We start from the raw sequence: 18,764 nt of genomic DNA on the forward strand, positions 1-18,764 counted from the left end.
GCACCTAATTCATCTTAAAATGCCAAGTTTATAAGGAGTTTTTGTGGAAAACGTTTGGCTTATTAGTATTGCAGCCCTTGTTGTTGGCGCCGTAATTGGTTTTTTGATGGGACGTTCTGACGGAGGCGCACAACGCCAAGCAGAACTAGCAGAAAAACTAGAAAGCACCCAAAAAGAACTAGACAGCTACAAGAGCGAAGTGACTGAACACTTTGAAAAAACCGCAGCGCTAGTTAACAACCTGACTAACAGCTACAAAGATGTTCACGAACATCTTGCTACTGGCGCACAAGGCTTATGTCAGCCAGGCAGCGTTGATCTAGCCCTTGAACCCTCATTGACTCCGAAACTAGAAAGCGAAGCAGAAGGATCTTCAGCTGAAGAAAAACCAGCTACCGAAACAGAACAAGCAGAAAGCTCTTCAGAACCACCTAGAGATTACGCACCTAAGTCTCCTGAAGATGAAGGTACGCTATCTGAAACCTTTGGTTTGAAAGAAGAACAGGAAACTAAAGAGGAAGAGCAGGCTCCTGCTGATGCGCCTAGTAATGTAGACGCAGAAACAGCAGAGCCTAAAGCGAAAGCTTAAACCGGATTGTCTATATCGATAAACTGGTGCTGAAGCCCAAGTTTCAGCGCCAGTTCCTCTCCTAATGCCTTAGCACCATAACGCTCCGTTGCATGATGGCCTGCTGCAAAGTAGTGAATACCATTCTCTATCGCGCTGTGGAAGGTTGGTTCTGAGACTTCACCAGAAATAAAAGCATCCAAGCCCTGTTCTATCGCCTTCTCGATATAACCTTGGGCACCACCCGTACACCAACCAATCTTTTTAATAGGATGGTCTCCGCCTTTAATCAGTAGAGGCTTACGTTTTAAAACCGCCTCTATATGTTCAGCAAACCCTTCTGCAGAAATAGCCTCAGCTAATTCACCCGTATTTCCAATACTGCGAGGATTACCAAGCTCTAAAGCCCCAAAGCCTTTGATGCCTAAAAGCTTAGCCAACTGGGCATTGTTACCGATCTCAGGGTGAGCATCTAATGGCAGATGATAAGCAAGCAAGCTTATATCATTATCTAGCAAGGCTTTGATGCGACGTTTTTTAATCCCTGTAATGCAGCTATTCTCTCCTTTCCAAAAAAAACCATGATGCACTAACAAGACATCAGCCTTTTCATCGATAGCTCTATCTATCAAAGCTTGAGAAGCCGTTACACCAGATATAACTTTGCTAACATCACTTCGCCCTTCCACTTGTAGACCATTCGGGCAGTAATCTTTAAATTGGTTTGGTTCTAAGCGCTGTTCTATATATGCGATGAGATCCGATAGTTTTACCGACATTCTTCTGTTATCCATTCACAAAGGGAATATTAATCGTATAATTCTAAGCTTGTTTATGGCGTTTCGACTATACACTCATGCGTAAATTTAACTTTCTTTTCTGGCCTATCCTCTCAGGCGTGCTTGTCGCTATTCTCCTGCTGCAAGTCTTTCCAGATCTATTAGATAGTCCAAACTCTACCATTGAGTTCCGAGAAGCCCGCAACAATACTGCTCTACAAGGAAATATTGGTCCTGTATCTTACGCAGATGCTGTAGAAGTCGCTGCCCCTGCAGTTGTTAATATCTACACCCAGACCGTTGTTAGACAGAATGTACACCCTCTCTTCAATGATCCTTTTTTCCGCAACTTCTTTGATTCCGACAGCATTCCACAACGAGAACGGGTTCAGTCCAGTCTAGGCTCTGGTGTAATTCTTAGCTCTCAAGGTTATATAGTTACAAACAATCATGTAATTTCGGGTGCCGATAGCATTATCGTTGCTTTAAAAGATGGGAGAGAAGCTGCCGCAGAAGTCATCGGTACAGACCCGGAAACAGACTTAGCCGTTTTAAACGTTACACTGGATAACTTACCAAGTATCACTCTCGGCCAAACTGAAAATTATCGTGTTGGTGATGTAGTCCTAGCTATAGGCAACCCATTTGGTGTTGGGCAAACCGTAACCATGGGCATCATCAGTGCTACCGGCCGCAACAGTGTAGGCCTGAATACCTATGAAGACTTTATACAAACAGACGCAGCCATCAATCCTGGCAACTCTGGCGGTGCTTTGATTGATGCCTTTGGCAACTTGATTGGTATTAATACCGCAATTTTTTCTAAATCAGGTGGTTCTCAAGGTATCGGCTTTGCAATTCCATCAGACCTTACCAAGCAAGTCATGCAAGACCTAATTCAACACGGTCGTGTTGTTCGCGGTTGGCTGGGGATTGAGATACAAGAGCTTACGCCTAGACTAGCCGAATCATTTGGTCTTAAAAAGCTTCAAGGACTTATCATTGCAGGCGTGTTCCGTAACGGCCCAGCCCATATAGCAGGCCTGCAACCCGGTGACGTAATGCTGACCATCAATGACAATCCTATACTAGATGGCCGTAAATCGATGACTCAAATAGCCCGTCTACGCCCAGGTCAGGTAGTCACTGTCAAAGTCCTTCGGGAAGGCAAAGAACTTTCCTTTGATGCTGAAATAGGTGAACGCCCTAAAAGCCGCAACTAATTTTTGATTACTCAACAAATAAATTTACTCTACAAATAAAAAGGGCCGCCATTTCTGGCAGCCCTTCATTTACAAATTGTCAAAATTTATCAATTAAGACTTAATACGGTATTCCGCTGAGCGAGCATGCGCTGTAAGGCTTTCACCACGCGCAAGTACTGATGCAACTTTACCCATTTCAGAAGCGCCATCTTCAGAGAACATGATCAAAGAAGAACGTTTCTGGAAGTCATATACACCCAGTGGAGATGAGAACCTTGCAGTGCCAGACGTCGGTAAAACGTGGTTAGGGCCTGCACAGTAATCACCTAGCGCTTCAGCTGTATAACGTCCCATGAAGATTGCACCTGCATGGCGAATCTTAGGTAGTAGCGCTTCTGGATCTTCTACAGACAATTCCAAGTGCTCTGGTGCGATACGGTTTGAAACTTCAATCGCTTCATCCATATCTTGAACCTTAATTAGTGCTGCGCGAAGACGTAGAGAGGTTTCGATAATCTCTTTACGCTCCATAGTTGGCAACAATTTATTGATGCTGGCTTCTACCGCATCAATAAAGTCAGCATCAGGTGTAACAAGGATTGGCTGCGCATCTTCATCGTGTTCTGCTTGCGAGAACAGATCCATTGCGACCCACTCAGGGTCAGTTTGGCCGTCGCAAACCACAAGAATTTCTGACGGGCCAGCAATCATATCAATACCAACAGCGCCAAATACCGCACGCTTCGCTGTTGCCACAAAGATGTTACCTGGACCTACAATCTTATCTACTTTAGGTACAGTTGCTGTACCATAAGCTAAAGCTGCAACCGCTTGTGCACCACCAATACAGAAAACGCGATCAACGCCTGATAAACATGCAGCCGCAAGTACCAGTTCGTTAACCTCACCGCCTGGTGTTGGCACAACCATGATAATCTCTTCAACACCCGCAACTTTGGCAGGCATTGCATTCATCAATACTGAAGATGGGTACGCAGCTTTACCGCCTGGTACATATAAACCAACACGATCCATTGGCGTTACTTTCTGACCTAGCATAGTGCCGTCGGCTTCAGTGTACTGCCACGAATCAACAAGCTGACGCTCGTGATAGCTACGAACACGCTCAGCAGCAATTTCTAAGGCTTTACGCTGATCTTCAGGAAGATTATCCAAAGCTGCTTGTAGACGCTCTTTGCTCATCTCAAGCTCAGACATCTCGGTTACAGACGTATTATCAAAGCGGTTGGTGTACTCAACAACCGCTGAATCGCCTTCTTGCTCAACACGCTGAAGGATCTCATTAACGATCTGATTTACTTTTTCATCAGATACCGCTTCCCACGCAAGCAGTTTATCCATCTGCTGACGAAAATCAGCCTGAGTAGAATCTAGACGTTTAATATTCAAATCAGTCATGATTACGCTTCTCCATCACGGCGGGCAATTGCATCAGCTAATTTATCTAAGATCGGTTGGATCTGACGGTGCTTCATCTTCATTGAAGGCTGACCAACAACCAAACGTGAGCTGATATCCGCGATCTCTTCCATCGGCTCTAGACCGTTAGCTCGCAAGGTATTACCTGTATCTACGATATCAACAATACGGTCAGCCAAGCCCATTAGCGGTGCTAATTCCATAGCACCATAAAGTTTGATGATATCGACCTGACAACCCTGTTTCGCAAAGTAGTCACGGGTCACATTGACAAACTTACTAGCAACTTTCATTCGGCCTTCAACTGGCTTAGCCCCTTTCATACCTGCAACCATAAGCTTGCACTTAGAGATTTTCAGATCCAAAGGCTCATACAAACCAGCAGCACCATGCTCAAGCAGAACATCTTTACCTGCGATACCCATATCCGCGCCACCGTACTCAACATAAGTCGGTACGTCTGTAGCACGAATGACAACCAATTTGATGTTGTCATGGTTTGTATCAAAAATCAGTTTACGGCTGCTATGAATATCCTCTGCCGGCACAATGTCAGCTTCCGCCAATAAAGGCAGAGTTTCTTTGAGGATACGTCCCTTGGACAGTGCAATCGTTAGTTGCTGCTTCATAGCGTTCTATATACCTGTTTAACCTGGAACACGCTTAATACGTGCGCCTAATAACTGTAATTTCTCTTCAATACACTCGTAACCACGATCGATGTGGTAAATACGATCAATTACGGTGTCACCGTCTGCAACCAATGCAGCAATAACCAAACTCGCAGAAGCTCGAAGATCTGTTGCCATAACAGGCGCTGCCTGTAGACGCTCAACCCCTTCTACAACTGCGGTATTGCCATCAATATTGATTTTAGCGCCCATGCGAATCATCTCTTGCATGTGCATAAAACGGTTTTCAAATATTGTTTCTTTTAGAATACTGACGCCCTCAGATACCGCATTCATCGCCGAGAATTGCGCTTGCATATCTGTTGGGAAAGCAGGATAAGGTGCTGTAGTCACGTTAACTGCTTTTGGACGCTGACCTTTCATATCCAGCTCGATCCAATCATCACCCGTAGTTATGTGAGCACCTGCTTCTTCAAGCTTTTGCAAAACAGCATCAAGAATGGCTGGCGATGTGTTTTTGATCTTTACCTTACCGCGCGTTGCCGCTACAGCTGCTAGGTACGTACCCGTTTCGATACGGTCAGCAACCACAGGGAATTTACAACCGTGCAGTTTTTCAACACCATTAACAACAATGGTATCTGTACCGTGACCAGTAATGTCCGCTCCCATCGCGATCAAACACTCTGCTAGGTCTACCACTTCAGGTTCACGAGCAGCATTCTCAAGAATACTTTGGCCTTCGGCCAGCGTAGCAGCCATCAGAATGTTCTCTGTACCTGTAACCGTTACAGTATCAAAGAACACTCGGGCACCTTTTAAGCGACCATTGGTTTTAGCACGGATATAACCGCCTTCAACAACAACGTCTGCGCCCATTGCGCGTAGACCTTGAATATGAAGGTCGACTGGGCGTGAACCGATAGCACAACCACCAGGAAGGGAGACTTCAGCTTCACCAAAGTGCGCCACCATAGGGCCCAGTACCAAGATTGATGCACGCATCGTTTTTACTAGTTCGTATGGTGCAACCAGTTTATCGATTGTGCTGGCATCAATTTCTACATTTAATTTTTCATCAATTACTAGCTCAACACCCATACGACGCAAAAGCTCAAGCATCGTCGTAATGTCATGTAAGTGTGGCAAGTTACAAATTGTAACTGGCTCAGACGCTAGCAAAGCAGAAGCAAGGATAGGTAACGCCGAGTTTTTAGCACCGGAGATACGAACTTCACCTGTGAGCTGCTCGCCACCTGTAATAATAAGTTTATCCATGGTCAATCCAGTAAAAGGCGTTTAGTTCTGGGAAGCTTCCCACTGCGCAGGGGTGTATGTCTTAATCGTTAGAGCGTGAATCGTTCCATTTGCGATATGCTCATTCAAGCAAGCATAGACAAGCTGCTGACATTTCACCGGGCGCAACCCTTCAAACAGTTCACCTACAACGGTTACCTGAAAATCACACCCTTCACCTGCGGTTGTAACTACACAGTTCTCAAGTTGAGATTCCAGAATCTGCTTAACCTGTTCAGCCTGCATGCAAAGCTCCCGATAGAATACTTCTAGATAAAAATAAGGCGGAAATAATACCGGATCATGACAAAAAAGGCGATGCTAAGCATCGCCTTAATCCAATATCACTTAATACTAATCAATTTGTTAGATCTTCAAGCCCAACCAATTTTGCAATCCCCTGCATTTCTACAGGTAAGTTGATCGGCTCAAGCTCCAATCTATTACATTTTGCAAAACGTAAACAACACAACCAAAAAGACAACGCAGAACTGTCTACTGCAGTAACCCCGTCAAAATCTACTTGCGCCGTACCATTCAAACCAGACAATAACGATTCAACCTGCTTACGAAGTTGCATGATCACAGGGAATTTAAGCTCACCTTCAATCGCAATTAACTGTGCTGACTTAATGCTAGCGGTTGCCATTAAGCACTTTCCTTGTCTGGGTCTACCTTATCTTTCCAGCTAGTAATAACTTTATCGACGTTATTACGATTACGCTGCATTAGATCTGCAAACTGGTTTTTAAAGCTCAGTTTGATATTTACGCTGCCATCCAAAACAGCGTTCACTAATTTCCACTCATCTGCACTCTTTTTCATATAGTAGATCAGCGCAAACTTAGTACCATCTGCAGCAAAAACGTTTACTGTAACAATCTGCTTTTTCTCATCAGGGCTTTTCTTACGAGGTGGCACCATCTCATAACGTTCAATTTTAAACCCGACAAGTGCTTTAGCGTAGGTTTTCAACAAAGTTGTTTTGAAAACACCACTAAACTCTTCACGTTGCTCTTTTGACGCTCTGCGATAGTATTTCCCCATTACACCTTTGGCGATGTAATCGAAGTCCACTACAGGAGAAAGAATAGTGTCAATTTCTGAAACTAATTGATCTTTCTGCTCTTCCTTTAGAAGTTCTTCGTTGCCTAATAACTGAAGAACATCTGAAGTAGCGCCTTCAATCACTTTGCCCGCTTCTTCCCAAGATGCATAAGCATTAAAAGAAAACATGAAAGCAACGATCGCAGCCAAATGGCCTAATCGTTTAAAAACCTGTTGTAACATAATTACTCACTCGCTTCATTGAAGAGGAATTTACCGATTAACTCCTCCAGCACTAGCGCTGATTGGGTATCTTCGATAAAGCCACCATTACTGAGATATTCCTCTTCGGCCCCAACGGTAACACCGATATACTGCTCACCCAGTAAACCTGCAGTTAGAATCGCTGCAGAACTATCGATGGAAAGAAAATCCACATCACCATTTATTTCCATAGAAACTTTAGCGACTAACTGTTCCGTGTCTAGCTCAATGCTTGTAACTTTACCAATAGTGACACCGGACATTGTTACTTTTGCTCGAGGTGTCAAACCACCAATATTTTCAAAGCGGGCATAAACAGTATAAGTATTGTCACTTGTAGACATACTTAAACCACTTACGTTCAACGCCAATCCTACCAACGCTAAAATACCTGCCAAAACAAAGGCACCTACGCTGATCTCCAAGACCCGCATACGCATATCAAAGTTCTCCAAACATTACTGCTGTAAGAATAAAATCTAGGCCTAACACCGCTAGGGATGAATAAACCACTGTTTTCGTTGTAGCCTGACTAATACCCTCCGAGGTTGGTATACAGTCATAGCCTTGGAATACAGCAATCCAAGTTACAACGAAGCCGAAGGCAACCGCTTTAATTAAGCCGTTAACAACATCTTCATAAAAATCTACTGAGTTCTGCATATTGGCCCAAAAAGAACCATCGTAGATACCCAGCCAATCAATACTCACCAAAGCTCCACCGTAGATCCCTACGATTGCGAATATAGCCGCCAAAATAGGTAAGCAAATAAAGCCAGCCCAAAAACGTGGCGCAATAATGCGACGCAATGGGTCAACACCAATCATTTCTAAGCTAGAAAGCTGCTCTGTCGCTTTCATCAAGCCAATTTCCGCCGTTAAAGCAGAGCCAGCTCGCCCGGCAAAGAGCAAGGCAGTCACAACTGGGGCCAATTCTCTAACCAAACTCAACGCAACCATTTGCCCCACGGCTTGTTCAGATCCGTAATCGACAAGAATGGTGTAGCCTTGCAGACCTAATACCATACCGATAAACAGCCCCGACACTACGATAATTATCATCGACAACACGCCAACGAAATAGATCTGTTTTACCAATAAAGGAAACATCATTAGCGGCTGCGGCTTGGCGATCAATGATTGAAATAGGATCATTGTTGCTCGTCCGAACGCTGCAAGCTTACTTAATGTCACATGCCCTAAGGAGGCTAACTTGTTCATTTCAAACCACCTTGTAGCAAATCATCAGCATAATCACCTGCAGGAAAATGAAACGGCACAGGACCATCTGGCAAGCCGTGCATAAACTGTTTCACCTGTGGAGATTCTACTTCCAACAACTCTTCTGGCGTCCCCTGAGCAACGACTTTTGCATCAGCAAGAATAAATACGTAATCAGCTATACCTAAAGTTTCCTGAATGTCATGTGAAACAATGATGCTGGTATGGCCTAAAGAGTTATTTAGATGCCTGATGAGATTAACTAGCACGCCCATTGCAATAGGGTCTTGACCAGTGAATGGTTCATCATACATTAATATGTCGGGATCCAATGCAATTGCACGGGCTAATGCAACACGGCGAGCCATACCACCTGACAGCTCGCTCGGCATTAATTCGTTAGCTCCACGCAAACCTACCGCATGAAGTTTCATCAATACGATATCTCGAATCATATCTTCAGGTAGGTTCGTGTGTACGCGAAGAGGAAAAGCTACATTTTCAAATACGCTCATATCGGTAAAAAGAGCGCCGCTCTGAAAAAGCATCCCCATACGTTCTCGAACCGAAAATAGATCGTTACGGCTTAATTCTGGGATATTTTGACCATCAATCGAGATAGAACCAGTATCAGGTTTCAACTGACCGCCAATTAATTTCAGCAGTGTGGTTTTACCAGTACCTGAAGGTCCCATAATTGCAGTAATTTTCCCTCGAGGGATTTTAAGGTCGATATTGCTATATATAGGCCTTTCACCGCGAGCGAAGCTCATCTGCTGAATATCGATGACTACATCATCAAACTGACTCATAAGATTCCATTTATAACACGTACAAAACAGCTTAAGTCCGTTCCACTGTTCAGGATTTATTCAACAACCCCAACTTTGGGGCCGCAACTATACCATTTAGATATAAAAACAGGAATATTTACCTCTACTTCCTTACTGTGCCGATTTAAACAACCACTGCATTCTGTTTTAATAGCGTCCTTCATCTAATACTGGAACATATTTTCTTTATGCTTTACCCAATTTTGGCACTAATGGCCGGCTTAGTTTTATTGGTCTGGAGTGCAGATAAGTTTGTAGAAGGGGCTGCTGCGACAGCTAAAAATTTTGGTATGTCACCGATGCTTATCGGCCTGACAATAGTTTCTTTTGGTACCTCAGCTCCCGAAATACTAGTTTCGATCATGGCCTCCACATCAGGATCTGGAGATCTTGCAATAGGTAACGCCCTTGGTTCCAACATTGCCAACATTGCACTAGTGCTTGGTATCACCGCACTCATTGCACCTTTACCGGTAAAATCTGGCGTTTTACGAAAAGAGTTACCTCTTTTATTAGGCGTCACCTTACTTGCCGGCGTTATTCTTTTCGACCTACACCTGAGCCGCATGGACGGCGTTATCCTACTAATAGCCTTAGCAGCATGCCTATACCTATTTAATCGTTTTCAAAAAGATGCACCTCAAGATGAACTAGCGGGTGACCAAGAAGAGTTACCTGAATTAGAAACAAAAAAAGCGATTTTTTGGTTAATAACCGGGCTCTCTGTTCTAGCTGCTAGCTCAAGGTTACTTGTATGGGGAGCTAGTGAAATCGCCTTCGCAATGGGCGTAAGTAAGCTTGTTGTAGGTTTAACAATCGTAGCTATAGGTACCAGCCTACCTGAGCTAGCTGCATCCGTGGCAAGTGCATTAAAGAACCATCACGACATCGCTATCGGCAACGTAGTAGGCTCTAATATTTTCAACCTTGTTGCAGTAATGGCTGTACCAGGACTTATAGCGCCAATTGGTATGGATACAATAGTTCTGCAACGAGATTATGTTGCCATGCTTGGGCTAACTTTCACGCTTATGGCCTTTGCCCTATGGCAAAAACCACCTTCCATCAGTCGATTTGAAGGCAGCCTGTTAGCAGCTGCCTATGCAGGTTATCTGGTCCTGCTATACACTATGACCATATCACAATAGACAGTATAGGTTTCTGATGTCACTACCTGATTTTCTCAGCTCAGCAAGACGTACCATTCAACTTGAAGCTGAAGCCGTTTCAGATTTAGTTAGCCATCTGGATGAGAATTTTATTCGCGCCTGTGAACTAATGTTTCAATGCTCCGGCAGAATCATTGTTACAGGTATGGGGAAGTCAGGTCATATTGGTAAAAAAATTGCTGCCACGCTAGCAAGCACAGGCTCACCATCTTTTTTTGTTCATCCTGGTGAAGCTAGCCATGGCGATCTGGGGATGATCACGTCAAACGATGTGGTTATCGCCCTTTCTAATTCAGGCGAAACAGCCGAAGTCGTTACCATCATCCCCCTTTTAAAAAGGATGAAAGCTCCGCTTATTAGTATTACAGCTAACGCTGATTCAACCTTATCCACAGCTTCCGACGCAAACCTACACATTGGCGTTGAAAAAGAAGCCTGCCCTCTTGGCCTAGCTCCAACCTCAAGCACTACTACTCAATTAGTGCTCGGAGATGCATTAGCCATAGCCTTATTAGAAGCACGCGGCTTTAGCGCAGAAGATTTTGCTTTTTCCCACCCTGGAGGCAGTTTGGGTCGCAAACTACTCCTAAAAGTAAGCGACATAATGCACGCTGATCAGGATGTGCCAGAAGTGGCGTCTGGAACGCTTTTACAAGAAGCGCTCTTAGAGGTCACTCGCAAACGCCTAGGTATGACCACAATCGTAGATAAAGACAGAAAGCTACTTGGTATATTTACTGATGGCGATTTACGCCGAGCCCTAGATCAGAACGTGGATTTAAAGAATACAATTATCGATGACGTTATGACTCGCCAAGGTACTACAGTTAATAGTGAAACATTAGCTGCCGAATGCTTACAAATCATGGAAGCGAAAAAGATTAATGCACTCATCGTTACAGATGAACTAAATAAGCCAATTGGCGCTCTTAATATGCACGATTTACTCAAAGCAGGTGTCATTTAATGACTGGAACAACTTCTTTAGAGAATATTACACTTGCTGTTTTTGATGTAGATGGCATTTTAACTAGCGGACAGCTTCTATTTCTTCCAAACGGGCAAGAGATTAAACAATTCAATACACTGGATGGTCTCGGCCTAAAGCTATTGATGGAAGCAGGCATTGAGACTGCAATTATTACTGGACGCAGCTCCCCACAAGTAGAACGCCGCAGCAAATCACTGGGTATCAATTACCTATATCAAGGTCGCGAAGATAAGCTAGTTGCTCTAGAAGAACTGTGGTCAAGCACATCACATAATGCATTAACAACTGCGTATATCGGTGACGACTTACCTGACCTATCTGCTATCCGTCATTGTGCATTTGGTGCCAGCGTTCCAAACGGGCATGATTTCGTTAGACAACATGCCGATTGGTGCAGCACGCGCAGAGGCGGCGAAGGGGCTGCTCGAGAATTTTGTGAGCATATCCTTGCAGCTCAAGGTAAACTTGAGCAATTACATGCAAAGTACCTATAAAAGTCACTGCAAATGCCTGATCTAAGTAGTAAATTACGCATTATCATCGCTGCTGCCATTTTGATCCCAATACTTCTGTATTGGGGCTTTTCAGGCTCACCTCAAGAACACGGCTCTACCAAAGCACCACTATCTGAAAAGATGGATTATTTTGTCGACCAAGCAGCTGTAAAAGAATGGGACATAGACGGTAAACTCAAGCAAGAACTCACAACACCTCGGTTAGAACACAACCCAAAAGAAAAACAAAAATTTTTGATCAAACCCAAAAGCAATCATTACCGCTCGGATCACTCGGCTATCAACATCTCATCAGACACTGGAACCGTACTAGATGATAACAGCCGAATAGATCTTGCAGGTAATGTCAGAGTTATTGATAATTCAGATGCGCGGTCTAGCAAAAAAATAACCACCGAAGCTCTGACGATTTATCCAAAGAAAGACATTGCAGAAACAAACTTACCAGTGAACTTAGAGACAGAACACAGTCTAATGAAAGGCACTGGAATGGATATTAATTTCAACACCCGCGTTTTAAATTTGCACTCAAGGGTAAAAGGAACACATCAAAATGTTGATTAGGCTATTACATACGCTTGTTGCACTTTGTGTGATTGCATCGAATTCTGTTTTCGCCCTGCCTGACGATCAAGACAAGCCTATCTACATTACAGCAGATTCTGCCAGTATTAATGACACCACAGGTATTACCACCTATAAAGGTAATGTCATTATCAAACAAGGCTCACTACTAATCGAAGCAACCAATGTAGATATGTACAGAGCTAACGGAGATGTAGATAAGCTAATAGCCAAAGGCTCACCAGCTCATTTTCGCCAACAGCAAGAAGTTAATGGTGAATTCACTGATGCTTGGGGCAAACATATGGTTTATATGGTTAGTAAGAAAGAATTGACCATTACCCAAAACGCCAAAGTAATCCAAGCTGAGGACACTTTTACGGGAACCAAAATTGTTTACGATTTGGACAAGTCAATCGTGAATGCGTTTGGTTCTGCATCTACGAATAGCAAAGAAAAAGGCCGTGTAAACATGGTCATTCAGCCCTCTAAGAAGAAATAAGGCCTGCGTTAATGAGTTTATTGGAAGCGCGAAACTTAGCTAAGCGCTACAAAGGACGTGAAGTTGTTAAAGACGTCTCACTTAAAATTAACAGTGGTGAAATCGTTGGACTTTTAGGGCCGAATGGAGCCGGTAAAACTACCTGCTTTTACATGATAGTTGGCCTGGTTCAAGCAGACCATGGTCAAGTCAAAATAAAAGACAAAGACATCACAGCTCTACCAATGCATGGTCGCGCTCGAGAAGGTATAGGCTATCTACCTCAAGAAGCCTCTATCTTTCGTAAGCTATCTGTACAAGATAATTTACTGGCCATTCTTGAAACACGGAAAGACCTAGATAAACAAGTAATCAAGACTAAAATGAATGAGTTGCTGGAAGAGTTCCATATCACTCATATCCGCGATAGTCTTGGTATGAGTCTGTCAGGTGGTGAACGTCGTAGAGTGGAGATTGCCAGAGCCTTGGCAACCGAACCTGAATTTGTACTGCTAGATGAACCTTTTGCCGGCGTAGACCCTATTTCGGTCAACGACATTAAACAAACAATCCGTCATCTGCAGTCCAAAGGCATCGGTATTTTAATAACAGATCACAATGTTCGCGAAACATTAGATATCTGCGAAAGCGCCTATATTGTTAGTGAAGGCACTATACTTGCCAATGGCAAGCCTGATGACATTATGAATAATGAAGCAGTGCGCAATGCGTATCTCGGTGATCAATTCACCTTATAAAACAAGGAATAGCGATTAGATGATTGTAGCCTCCGGAGTTAGTGCCACCGTATTATGAAACAAGCGCTTCATTTAAAAATTGGGCAACAGCTCACAATGACACCACAATTGCAGCAAGCGATTCGCCTACTGCAATTATCAACACTGGATCTCCAACAGGAAATCCAAGAAGCACTTGAAAGCAACCCGATGTTAGATGTATCCGAGGATGACAACACACCGGATGCGACATCAAATGATCAGGACAACAATCTAGACTCTCATCAAAGCGCTGCTGCTGAAGAACTAGAGAGAAGCTCCCCTGCTGAACAAGATTTCGATGACACTCCCGCTGTAGAAGATAATTGGAATGAAAGTATTCCTGAAGAGCTGTCGACTGATAGTAATTGGGAAGACACGTATCAATCTTCCACTCCTACGTTAAGCAAAGAAGATCTTGATTCTTTTGAATCGAACGATACTGCAGAAGAGACATTGCAAGATCATCTTCACTGGCAGCTAAATCTAACACCGATGAGTGATTTAGATAGGCTCATTGCCACAAATATTATTGATGGTATTAACCCTGATGGTTATTTAACTGTTCCCCTTGAAGAGATTCATGAACACTTTTTAGAGCAAAACTCAGAAGGGAGCGAAGAAGTTGAATTTGATGAAATAGAAGCCGTACTTCATCGCATTCAACAATTCGATCCGGCCGGCATTGCTTGTCGTGATCTCAGCGAGTGCTTGGCCATACAGCTTAGTCAGCTCCCATCTGATACACCCTGGCGCACTGAAGCCATCAAAGTAGTCAATCAGTACATCAAGCTTCTAGGCACCCACGACTATCGCCAATTAATGCGAAAAACACGCCTCAAGGAGCCACAGCTACAGCAAGTTATTCAGCTCATTCAGAGCCTAAACCCTAAGCCTGGCGCTAGCATCAGCCAAACCGCTGCTGAATATGTCATCCCTGATGTCATCGTTACTAAACAACGCGGTGTGTGGACTGTTAACCTAAATCCAGAAGTTTCGCCTAAACTTAGAATAAACTCAGGTTATGCAGGCTTAGTTAAGCGGGCTGATAATAGTTCTGATAACACCTATCTTAAAAACCATCTTCAAGAAGCACGTTGGTTTATTAAAAGTCTACAGAGCCGAAATGAAACACTTTTAAAAGTGTCGAATGAGATCATCAAACGACAGTCCGGTTTTCTAGATCATGGCGAAGAAGGCATGAAACCAATGGTATTACACGATATTGCAGAAGCCGTTGAGATGCATGAATCAACCATCTCTCGTGTCACAACACAAAAGTTTATGCACACACCTCGTGGAATTTTTGAACTTAAATACTTTTTCTCCAGCCATGTCAGCACAGCGACTGGTGGCGCAGCTTCTTCGACAGCGATCCGAGCTCTGATCAAAAAGATGGTTGCAGCCGAAAATACAGCAAAACCTTTGAGCGATAATAAAATCGCACAGTTCCTAGATGAACAAGGATTCAAAGTAGCTAGACGTACCATTGCAAAATATCGTGAAGCAATGGGCATTCCTCCTTCTAATGAAAGAAAGCGTCTGGTTTAATAAAGAGATAATAAATAAGGACGGCGGTAAAACGCCTCCATTAATGTAGGAGAGACCTATGCAGATTAATATTACTGGACATCATGTTGAACTGACTGATTCAATGCAAAACTACGTCCTAGAAAAAATGCAGAAAATTGAGCGTCACTTCGATAACATCACCAATGTTCAAGTAACACTAAGCATCGAGAAACAACGTCAGAAAGCAGATGCCGAGATGCATGTCTCCGGCGCACAGCTTTTCGCAACGCACGAGCACGATGATATGTATGCTGCAATTGACGGCCTAACAGACAAACTAGACCGTCAAGTTATCAAACATAAAGAAAAACTTAAAAATCACAAATAGGCCTCACGCTACAACGTATTATGTTGGTCCATGAACTATTAACCCCCTCAAGCACCCTTTGCGGTCTTGAGGGGAGCAGTAAAAAACGAATTCTGGAAAAAGCATCTGAAATTATTTCAGAGCAAAACCCTGACCTAGAAGCATCTTGCATCTTCAACGGCTTACACGGTCGCGAGAAATTAGGCAGTACAGGCATAGGCGATGGCATAGCTATACCCCATTGCCGACTTGCTGACTGCAACGATGCCAAAGGCTACTTAATCAAATTGGCTCAACCTATTGATTTCGATGCCATAGATAGCAAACCTGTAGATCTTTTGTTTGTTCTTTTGGTACCAGAAGATGCTACGTCTGAACACTTACAAACTCTTGCCGCGATTGCTGAGCTATTTAGCCAGGAGAGTGTACGAGAACAGTTGAGAAGTGTTGAAGATAACGATGTACTCTATCAGGCAATTTGCCAACTTAGTTCATAGGATGTGACATGAAGCTTGTAGTGATCAGTGGTCGATCCGGATCCGGAAAAAGTACGGCTCTACAAGCTCTCGAAGATATAGGTTTCTATTGCATAGATAACCTACCGGCGTTATTACTACCTGATTTAGTTCAGCAAATGAGTAGTGAACCGAGTCATCCTGATCGCATAGCGGTCAGCATTGATGCGCGTAATCTACTCAGCAACCTATCCAAATTCCCTCAAATTTTGCTCAACCTTCGCCAAGAACGCTGGGCAGAATATGAAGTAATTTTTCTCGATTCATCTGAAGCTACGCTATTAAAAAGATACAGTTCAACCCGAAGGAAACACCCGCTTTCGGATGAACATAAGAATCTTCAGCAGTCTATCCAATCAGAATCTGAATTACTGGAACCTATTGCTAGCCTTGCTGATATTCGAATAGATACAACGCGTCTATCCCTTTATGACTTGAGGGATACGGTAAAACTCCGTGTTGCTAAGCGAAAAGAGCAAACTCTTTCCGTTCAATTTGAATCCTTTGGCTTTAAACATGGGGTTCCTTTAGATGTCGATTTTGTATACGACGTCCGTGCGCTACCTAACCCCCATTGGATCCCAGAGCTGAGAAAATTCACTGGGCAGGAACAGCCGGTTCAAGAATTTCTAAACAACTCAGCAGAAGTAAACGAGATGATCAGTGATATCACTGATTTTCTATCTCGCTGGTTACCCCGCTTTGCCGAAAATAATCGCAGCTATATAACAATCGGCATCGGCTGTACTGGAGGTCAACACCGTTCGGTTTATATAAGCGAACGTCTGACTTCCCATTTCTCACAACACATGGATAATGTTCATGTCCGCCACAGAGAATTGAGTTAACCCCGATGCCAGAAAAAGAACTAGAAATCATCAATAAACTAGGTCTCCATGCTCGCGCCGCAGCTAAGCTAATCGGCGTTACTTCACGTTTCTCTGCTGATATCACTCTAATCAAAGATGGACGAGAAGTGGATGGAAAAAGCATTATGTCCGTTATGATGCTTGCAGCGAGCCAAGGCACAATACTCTCAGTTAAAACTAACGGTAGTGACGAAGAAAGCGCCCTTATAGCTATCGAAGAACTGATCAATAATCGCTTCGACGAAGACGAGTAATAATTTTTATACATATCATTGGGTTATCCCCGCCTTTACAATCCGCTATAATCAACGCGTTAAAAGATATCCTAGTTTTCACAGCATCGTGACGAATCATTAGCGACGGCATCCTATGGCGCAGACAGAAACCAAGTCGAATCTGGACAAGCTCAATGAAGCACTCGATTGCGGTGAATTCCGCCAGATTCGATTTACGCTGAACCGCGCGCTTCGCCCGACCGAAGTAGCCCGCCTAATTGAAAAATCCCCGCCAAAAGAGCGTCAAATTCTATGGAACTTGATCTCAGAAGATCTAGAAGCTGAAGTATTACAACACCTTGGGGATGAAATTCAGGCTGATATCTTAAGCCGTATGAATTCTGAAGAGGTTTTAGCGCTTACAGAATCACTAGATTCGGACGATATGGTTGACGTGCTTCAGCAGCTTCCAAATCGTGTAATGAAAGAAACCCTGCGGATTATGGATAAGCAAAACCGCCGCAGAGTTGAGCAGCTACTATCCTATCCAGAGGACACAGCTGGCGGCCTGATGAACACGGATACAACCACTATCCGTCCTGATATCAGCGTAGAAACTACTTTACGTTATATCCGCCGTCATGATGAAATTCCTGAAATGACGGATAGCTTGATCGTTGTAAGTCGAAAAGATTCCTACATTGGGCTACTACCACTAACCAAACTGCTAGTATCAGATCCGTCTATCACGATCCGTGAGATCATGAATACGGATATAGAACCAATCAATGCCGGTATGCCTGATGATCAAGTTGCCTCACTCTTTGAAGAACATGATTTGGTTTCAGCACCTGTCGTTGACGATGATGGTAAACTTCTTGGCCGTATCACAATCGATGACGTAGTCGATGTTATCCGTGAAGATGCAGACCATTCCCTGATGAGTATGGCTGGCCTGGATGAGGATGAAGATACTTTTGCGCCAGTATTAAAAACGACTCGACGCCGAGCTGTTTGGTTAGGCATCAATCTACTTACAGCATTTATAGCCTCCGCCGTTATTGGTATATTTGAAGATACGATTGAAAAAGTCGTAGCTTTAGCAGTTTTAATGCCGATTGTAGCCTCCATGGGCGGTATTGCAGGCTCGCAGACCTTAACACTTGTAATTCGTGGGCAAGCACTAGGACACGTAGAACGATCGAACGCCGGCTGGCTGTTAAACAGAGAGATCGTCGTAGGCGCCCTCAATGGTATTTTATGGGCGCTGGTTATCGCTGTAGTTGCCACCCTCTGGTTCCAAGATATGAATATAGGCATCGTTATCGCTCTGGCTATAGTGATTAACCTCATAGCTGGTGCTATAGCGGGCACCCTACTGCCGATATGCCTAAAATCAATGGGTATAGATCCTGCTCTGGCAGGCAGTGTACTCTTAACAACTATTACTGACGTGGTTGGATTCTTTGCCTTTTTAGGTCTAGCCACTGTTTTTTACGCCTGAG

General features: G+C 43.7%; 24 protein-coding genes. 14 read left to right on the plus strand and 10 right to left on the minus strand.

Annotation, left to right across the window (positions count from 1 at the left end; all coding sequences use genetic code 11):
- Positions 1–43: 43 nt before the first annotated feature.
- Complete coding sequence (locus ACMXYR_RS11955; RefSeq protein ID WP_415901763.1) at positions 44–589, plus strand: YhcB family protein; 546 nt, start codon at positions 44–46, stop codon at positions 587–589.
- Here the strand turns inward: ACMXYR_RS11955 and ACMXYR_RS11960 are convergent.
- A complete protein-coding gene (locus tag ACMXYR_RS11960; RefSeq protein ID WP_415901764.1) occupies positions 586–1,347 on the minus strand; it encodes a Nif3-like dinuclear metal center hexameric protein in 762 nt (253 codons plus the stop codon). The two genes, ACMXYR_RS11955 and ACMXYR_RS11960, sit on opposite strands and share 4 nt — an antisense overlap.
- A gap of 77 nt (positions 1,348–1,424) precedes the next feature.
- On the opposite strand from ACMXYR_RS11960, the gene ACMXYR_RS11965 reads away from it, so the two are divergent.
- On the plus strand, positions 1,425–2,570 hold the full coding sequence (locus ACMXYR_RS11965) for a S1C family serine protease (RefSeq protein WP_415901765.1): 1,146 nt from the start codon (positions 1,425–1,427) through the stop codon (positions 2,568–2,570).
- Between the two features lie 93 nt (positions 2,571–2,663).
- On the opposite strand, the gene hisD is transcribed toward ACMXYR_RS11965, so the two are convergent.
- The 9 genes from hisD to ACMXYR_RS12010 form a co-directional block, all read right to left on the minus strand.
- Positions 2,664–3,971 (minus strand): histidinol dehydrogenase, encoded by a 1,308-nt coding sequence (gene hisD, locus ACMXYR_RS11970; RefSeq protein WP_415901766.1) that lies wholly within the window; start codon positions 3,969–3,971, stop codon positions 2,664–2,666.
- Between the two features lie 2 nt (positions 3,972–3,973).
- Entirely contained in the window at positions 3,974–4,621 is a 648-nt protein-coding gene (hisG, locus tag ACMXYR_RS11975; protein WP_415885433.1) for an ATP phosphoribosyltransferase, read from the minus strand.
- Positions 4,622–4,639: 18 nt separating this feature from the next.
- Positions 4,640–5,902 carry a UDP-N-acetylglucosamine 1-carboxyvinyltransferase gene (murA, locus tag ACMXYR_RS11980; protein WP_415882001.1) on the minus strand — a complete coding sequence of 421 codons (1,263 nt, stop codon included), beginning with the start codon at positions 5,900–5,902 and terminating at the stop codon, positions 4,640–4,642.
- Between the two features lie 21 nt (positions 5,903–5,923).
- Entirely contained in the window at positions 5,924–6,166 is a 243-nt protein-coding gene (locus ACMXYR_RS11985) for a BolA family protein (RefSeq protein WP_415882002.1), read from the minus strand.
- A 112-nt stretch (positions 6,167–6,278) separates the two neighbouring features.
- The gene (locus ACMXYR_RS11990) at positions 6,279–6,569 is read right to left on the minus strand and encodes an STAS domain-containing protein (protein WP_415882003.1); all 291 of its coding nucleotides are present in this window, start codon (positions 6,567–6,569) and stop codon (positions 6,279–6,281) included.
- Complete coding sequence (locus ACMXYR_RS11995) at positions 6,569–7,210, minus strand: MlaC/ttg2D family ABC transporter substrate-binding protein (protein WP_415882004.1); 642 nt, start codon at positions 7,208–7,210, stop codon at positions 6,569–6,571. The genes ACMXYR_RS11990 and ACMXYR_RS11995 overlap by 1 nt, the downstream gene beginning before the upstream one ends.
- 2 nt (positions 7,211–7,212) lie before the next feature.
- On the minus strand, positions 7,213–7,671 hold the full coding sequence (mlaD, locus tag ACMXYR_RS12000) for an outer membrane lipid asymmetry maintenance protein MlaD (protein WP_415901767.1): 459 nt from the start codon (positions 7,669–7,671) through the stop codon (positions 7,213–7,215).
- 1 nt (position 7,672) lies between these two features.
- Positions 7,673–8,452 carry a lipid asymmetry maintenance ABC transporter permease subunit MlaE gene (gene mlaE / locus ACMXYR_RS12005; RefSeq protein WP_415882006.1) on the minus strand — a complete coding sequence of 260 codons (780 nt, stop codon included), beginning with the start codon at positions 8,450–8,452 and terminating at the stop codon, positions 7,673–7,675.
- On the minus strand, positions 8,449–9,264 hold the full coding sequence (locus ACMXYR_RS12010; protein WP_415901768.1) for an ATP-binding cassette domain-containing protein: 816 nt from the start codon (positions 9,262–9,264) through the stop codon (positions 8,449–8,451). The genes mlaE and ACMXYR_RS12010 overlap by 4 nt, the downstream gene beginning before the upstream one ends.
- Before the next feature lie 209 nt (positions 9,265–9,473).
- On the opposite strand from ACMXYR_RS12010, the gene ACMXYR_RS12015 reads away from it, so the two are divergent.
- From ACMXYR_RS12015 to mgtE, 12 genes are all read left to right on the plus strand, one after another.
- The gene (locus ACMXYR_RS12015) at positions 9,474–10,433 is read left to right on the plus strand and encodes a calcium/sodium antiporter (RefSeq protein WP_415901769.1); all 960 of its coding nucleotides are present in this window, start codon (positions 9,474–9,476) and stop codon (positions 10,431–10,433) included.
- Between the two features lie 16 nt (positions 10,434–10,449).
- Positions 10,450–11,421 carry a KpsF/GutQ family sugar-phosphate isomerase gene (locus ACMXYR_RS12020; protein ID WP_415901770.1) on the plus strand — a complete coding sequence of 324 codons (972 nt, stop codon included), beginning with the start codon at positions 10,450–10,452 and terminating at the stop codon, positions 11,419–11,421.
- Positions 11,421–11,939, plus strand: coding sequence for a KdsC family phosphatase (locus ACMXYR_RS12025; RefSeq protein WP_415901771.1), 519 nt, complete (start codon positions 11,421–11,423; stop codon positions 11,937–11,939). Before ACMXYR_RS12020 ends, ACMXYR_RS12025 begins: the two co-directional genes overlap by 1 nt.
- A 12-nt stretch (positions 11,940–11,951) precedes the next feature.
- Complete coding sequence (gene lptC, locus ACMXYR_RS12030; protein WP_415901772.1) at positions 11,952–12,524, plus strand: LPS export ABC transporter periplasmic protein LptC; 573 nt, start codon at positions 11,952–11,954, stop codon at positions 12,522–12,524.
- Positions 12,514–13,026, plus strand: coding sequence for a lipopolysaccharide transport periplasmic protein LptA (lptA, locus tag ACMXYR_RS12035; RefSeq protein WP_415901773.1), 513 nt, complete (start codon positions 12,514–12,516; stop codon positions 13,024–13,026). Before lptC ends, lptA begins: the two co-directional genes overlap by 11 nt.
- Positions 13,027–13,037: 11 nt before the next feature.
- Positions 13,038–13,763, plus strand: coding sequence for an LPS export ABC transporter ATP-binding protein (gene lptB / locus ACMXYR_RS12040; protein WP_415901774.1), 726 nt, complete (start codon positions 13,038–13,040; stop codon positions 13,761–13,763).
- A 54-nt stretch (positions 13,764–13,817) separates the two neighbouring features.
- Complete coding sequence (locus ACMXYR_RS12045) at positions 13,818–15,332, plus strand: RNA polymerase factor sigma-54 (protein WP_415901775.1); 1,515 nt, start codon at positions 13,818–13,820, stop codon at positions 15,330–15,332.
- A 58-nt stretch (positions 15,333–15,390) separates the two neighbouring features.
- Positions 15,391–15,681, plus strand: coding sequence for a ribosome hibernation-promoting factor, HPF/YfiA family (hpf, locus tag ACMXYR_RS12050; RefSeq protein ID WP_415882015.1), 291 nt, complete (start codon positions 15,391–15,393; stop codon positions 15,679–15,681).
- Positions 15,682–15,698: 17 nt separating this feature from the next.
- Positions 15,699–16,157, plus strand: a complete 459-nt coding sequence (gene ptsN / locus ACMXYR_RS12055; RefSeq protein WP_415903647.1) for a PTS IIA-like nitrogen regulatory protein PtsN — start codon at positions 15,699–15,701, stop codon at positions 16,155–16,157.
- Positions 16,158–16,165: 8 nt separating this feature from the next.
- The gene (rapZ, locus tag ACMXYR_RS12060; RefSeq protein WP_415901776.1) at positions 16,166–17,023 is read left to right on the plus strand and encodes an RNase adapter RapZ; all 858 of its coding nucleotides are present in this window, start codon (positions 16,166–16,168) and stop codon (positions 17,021–17,023) included.
- Between the two features lie 5 nt (positions 17,024–17,028).
- On the plus strand, positions 17,029–17,298 hold the full coding sequence (locus ACMXYR_RS12065) for an HPr family phosphocarrier protein (protein ID WP_415901777.1): 270 nt from the start codon (positions 17,029–17,031) through the stop codon (positions 17,296–17,298).
- Positions 17,299–17,413: 115 nt separating this feature from the next.
- On the plus strand, positions 17,414–18,763 hold the full coding sequence (mgtE, locus tag ACMXYR_RS12070; protein ID WP_415901778.1) for a magnesium transporter: 1,350 nt from the start codon (positions 17,414–17,416) through the stop codon (positions 18,761–18,763).
- Position 18,764: the final 1 nt, after the last annotated feature.

Origin of the sequence: Neptuniibacter sp. QD29_5 (genome assembly GCF_047778125.1) — a bacterium.
In the GTDB taxonomy this organism is placed as follows: Bacteria; Pseudomonadota; Gammaproteobacteria; order Pseudomonadales; family Balneatricaceae; genus Neptuniibacter.

What these genes read in the sequence shown, in the direction of transcription:
- ACMXYR_RS11995 (WP_415882004.1), bottom strand. Translation starts at nt 7,210, where the DNA reads ATGTTACAACAGGTTTTTAAACGATTAGGCCATTTGGCTGCGATCGTT.
- ACMXYR_RS11960 (WP_415901764.1), bottom strand. Translation starts at nt 1,347, where the DNA reads ATGTCGGTAAAACTATCGGATCTCATCGCATATATAGAACAGCGCTTA.
- ACMXYR_RS12025 (WP_415901771.1), top strand. Translation starts at nt 11,421, where the DNA reads ATGACTGGAACAACTTCTTTAGAGAATATTACACTTGCTGTTTTTGAT.
- mgtE (WP_415901778.1), top strand. Translation starts at nt 17,414, where the DNA reads ATGGCGCAGACAGAAACCAAGTCGAATCTGGACAAGCTCAATGAAGCA.
- ACMXYR_RS12015 (WP_415901769.1), top strand. Translation starts at nt 9,474, where the DNA reads ATGCTTTACCCAATTTTGGCACTAATGGCCGGCTTAGTTTTATTGGTC.
- mlaE (WP_415882006.1), bottom strand. Translation starts at nt 8,452, where the DNA reads ATGAACAAGTTAGCCTCCTTAGGGCATGTGACATTAAGTAAGCTTGCA.
- murA (WP_415882001.1), bottom strand. Translation starts at nt 5,902, where the DNA reads ATGGATAAACTTATTATTACAGGTGGCGAGCAGCTCACAGGTGAAGTT.
- lptA (WP_415901773.1), top strand. Translation starts at nt 12,514, where the DNA reads ATGTTGATTAGGCTATTACATACGCTTGTTGCACTTTGTGTGATTGCA.
- mlaD (WP_415901767.1), bottom strand. Translation starts at nt 7,671, where the DNA reads ATGCGTATGCGGGTCTTGGAGATCAGCGTAGGTGCCTTTGTTTTGGCA.
- lptB (WP_415901774.1), top strand. Translation starts at nt 13,038, where the DNA reads ATGAGTTTATTGGAAGCGCGAAACTTAGCTAAGCGCTACAAAGGACGT.
- rapZ (WP_415901776.1), top strand. Translation starts at nt 16,166, where the DNA reads ATGAAGCTTGTAGTGATCAGTGGTCGATCCGGATCCGGAAAAAGTACG.
- ACMXYR_RS11965 (WP_415901765.1), top strand. Translation starts at nt 1,425, where the DNA reads ATGCGTAAATTTAACTTTCTTTTCTGGCCTATCCTCTCAGGCGTGCTT.
- ACMXYR_RS11985 (WP_415882002.1), bottom strand. Translation starts at nt 6,166, where the DNA reads ATGCAGGCTGAACAGGTTAAGCAGATTCTGGAATCTCAACTTGAGAAC.
- ACMXYR_RS12020 (WP_415901770.1), top strand. Translation starts at nt 10,450, where the DNA reads ATGTCACTACCTGATTTTCTCAGCTCAGCAAGACGTACCATTCAACTT.
- ACMXYR_RS11990 (WP_415882003.1), bottom strand. Translation starts at nt 6,569, where the DNA reads ATGGCAACCGCTAGCATTAAGTCAGCACAGTTAATTGCGATTGAAGGT.
- ACMXYR_RS12045 (WP_415901775.1), top strand. Translation starts at nt 13,818, where the DNA reads ATGAAACAAGCGCTTCATTTAAAAATTGGGCAACAGCTCACAATGACA.
- hisD (WP_415901766.1), bottom strand. Translation starts at nt 3,971, where the DNA reads ATGACTGATTTGAATATTAAACGTCTAGATTCTACTCAGGCTGATTTT.
- hpf (WP_415882015.1), top strand. Translation starts at nt 15,391, where the DNA reads ATGCAGATTAATATTACTGGACATCATGTTGAACTGACTGATTCAATG.
- ACMXYR_RS12010 (WP_415901768.1), bottom strand. Translation starts at nt 9,264, where the DNA reads ATGAGTCAGTTTGATGATGTAGTCATCGATATTCAGCAGATGAGCTTC.
- ACMXYR_RS12065 (WP_415901777.1), top strand. Translation starts at nt 17,029, where the DNA reads ATGCCAGAAAAAGAACTAGAAATCATCAATAAACTAGGTCTCCATGCT.
- lptC (WP_415901772.1), top strand. Translation starts at nt 11,952, where the DNA reads ATGCCTGATCTAAGTAGTAAATTACGCATTATCATCGCTGCTGCCATT.
- hisG (WP_415885433.1), bottom strand. Translation starts at nt 4,621, where the DNA reads ATGAAGCAGCAACTAACGATTGCACTGTCCAAGGGACGTATCCTCAAA.